The following is a 2,396-nucleotide window of genomic DNA, read 5'->3' on the forward strand; positions in this document are numbered from 1 at the left end:
CAATGATGCCTCGGTTTTTTTTTACTGAACTTTTTAATTGTTTACCGTCGGAGTACTGCTCTCGACAGGGTCATTACTTGTGTCTAGCCAATCTCGCAAGCTTTGCCAAACTAATCCCATCGTCTCATGCCAATAGCGCTCAGTCTGCTCGAGATAGATAGCCTTAGGCATATACTTATTCCATGGTTCAACAATCCCTTCTTGTGCAAGGTAGTTGGTTGGAGCTGGTAATGGTTTCATGCCCGCGGCATTGAATTCATTAAGTGCGCGAGTCATATGGCTAGCTGATGTCACGAGCACCATTTTCTTATTCTTAACAAATGCAGCGGCTTGGCGAGCTTCTTCCCACGTATCTTTCGCAGTTTCAAGCAGAATGATATCGGGTTTTGCCACGCCGAGTGCTAGCGCTACTTTAGCCATCATTTTTGCGTTGCTCACCTCAGTGCCTGCGCCATAACCAGACAAAATGAGTTTAGCTCCAGGGTAAAGACGTAAGATACGAATCCCTTCACTTAAGCGCATCAGACCGGTGCGGCTAAGTTCTGATGTTGGTGGGATTTGGTCATCAACAACGTGACCACTTCCAAGAACCATAATGTAATCGACGGTATCATCGATAGGTAAAAAAGCGGTGTGTTGCCTTTCCATTGGCATTAAAAGTTGACTAGAAACAGGCTGGAAAGCGATTAGGAAAATACCACAGAGGGCTGAAAGGGTAATTAGGCAACCTGTCTTCCTTTTTGCAGTAAACATCACTAGGGCTAAACCCAGAAAAGCGAGAATTAACATTGCTGGCAGTGGCATCAGTAACGAAGACACTACTTTTTTCAGCTCAAACATATCCGAATAGTCCGAAAAAACATCACTTAGTAGTAAAAAGAGACATCGCCTCTTTATTCCTGAAATTCCTGTGACAGAATAGCAGGCACGATAGGACATAATAACTCAAGTAGCCGTGACTGAAGACCGTAATTTCGACGATATTGCCCACAAATTTGCAAAAAACATTTACGGCTCTGACAAAGGAGAGATCCGTCAGTGCATCGTATGGGAAGATTTAGAACAAGCTTTGAGCAAGTTTGATCAATCCGCTTCGCCGCTGCATGTGCTTGATGCCGGTGGTGGGCTTGCACAGATGTCACAAAAAATTGCGACACTAGGCCACAACGTTTCTCTGTGCGACCTTTCTTCTGAAATGTTGAAGCTCGCAGAAGAAAGTATCAGCGAAGCGGGTTTGCTCGAGCAATATCGATTTATTCATTCTCCGGTACAAAAAGTGGCAGAGCATCTCGAAGAGAAAGTCGATTTTGTGATGTTTCATGCCGTAATGGAATGGTTAGCAGACCCTAAACAGGCACTTGATTTATTGTTGGAACAAGTAAAACCCGGTGGTATTGCCTCGATAATGTTTTACAACCACCATGGTTTAGTCCTGAAAAATGTGATTTGTGGCAACATTCCTCATGTATTGAATGGGATGCTACATCGAAAAAGGTTTAAGCTGCAACCACAAAAAGGCTTGAAGCCTGAAGAGGTTTATCAATGGATAGAAGACGCTGGTCTAGATATCTGTGGTAAATCAGGCATTCGCTCTTTCAGTGACTACATAGGCAATATGGAGTACATGGGCGATTACCAATTTGAAGATGTGTTGGAACTAGAGAAACAGCTATGTCGCCAAGAGCCATATCTGTCGCTAGGCCGTTATATTCACGTTTGGGCTCAAAAACCTGCGCAATAACAGCGGTGAATGTGGTAAAAGAAGCCACAACATGCGCTATGCCATCGTAAGAAGCCGCGTCATAAAGAAATAGGCGTCATATCTAATACGTTCGATATGACGAACAACAGTAACAGGAACCACAATGAGTGAAATGACTCAAACTGCCGAAGAGCAGCCAATTGATGAGTTGGTGGGCTGGGTCAAGCAGCATGATTTTTCATTAAACTTGCCACCAGAGCGCTTAGCATTTTTGATTGCTATCGCCGTACTAAGCAATGAAAGGTTCGATGAAGAGTTGGGCGAGGGTGAACTGCACGATGCATTCACTATTGTCACTCGACTGTTTGAAGATACTGGCGAAGCGTCCGCGTTTCGTGCCAACAACGCTATCAATGAGTTGGTTAAACAGAAGCTGATCAGCCGCTTTACCAGCGAAATCACAGATGGTGCAAGCATTTATCGCTTATCGCCATTGGCGATTGGTATCTCAGATTATTACTTACGTCACCGCCAGTTTTCTAAATTAAAACTGTCTATCCAGCTTTCTATGGTTGCCGATGAGATGGCAAAAGCCATTGAAGCCGCCCAGAAAGGTGGAACTCCGGGGCATTGGAGAAGGAATGTGTACGGCGTGCTCAAGTATTCTGTTGGCGAAATTTTTGATCAGATCGAT

2 protein-coding genes and 1 pseudogene are annotated in these 2,396 nt (G+C 44.3%); 2 read left to right on the forward strand and 1 reads right to left on the reverse strand.

Annotated elements, in window-relative coordinates; all coding sequences use genetic code 11:
• Window positions 1-33: 33 nt before the first annotated feature.
• Window positions 34-840, reverse strand: coding sequence for an envelope biogenesis factor ElyC (elyC, locus tag AB4496_RS23155; protein WP_009846356.1), 807 nt, complete (start codon window positions 838-840; stop codon window positions 34-36).
• A gap of 115 nt (window positions 841-955) precedes the next feature.
• Between elyC and cmoM the strand changes: the two genes are divergently transcribed.
• Both cmoM and AB4496_RS23165 read left to right on the forward strand, forming a co-directional pair.
• On the forward strand, window positions 956-1,741 hold the full coding sequence (cmoM, locus tag AB4496_RS23160; protein WP_102257365.1) for a tRNA uridine 5-oxyacetic acid(34) methyltransferase CmoM: 786 nt from the start codon (window positions 956-958) through the stop codon (window positions 1,739-1,741).
• Between the two features lie 124 nt (window positions 1,742-1,865).
• Window positions 1,866-2,396 (forward strand): annotated as a pseudogene (locus AB4496_RS23165) (condensin subunit MukF); the annotation flags it as partial.

Origin of the sequence: Vibrio sp. 10N.222.46.A1, from assembly GCF_041473595.1 — a bacterium.
GTDB classification, from domain to species: domain Bacteria; phylum Pseudomonadota; class Gammaproteobacteria; order Enterobacterales; family Vibrionaceae; genus Vibrio; species Vibrio tasmaniensis_A.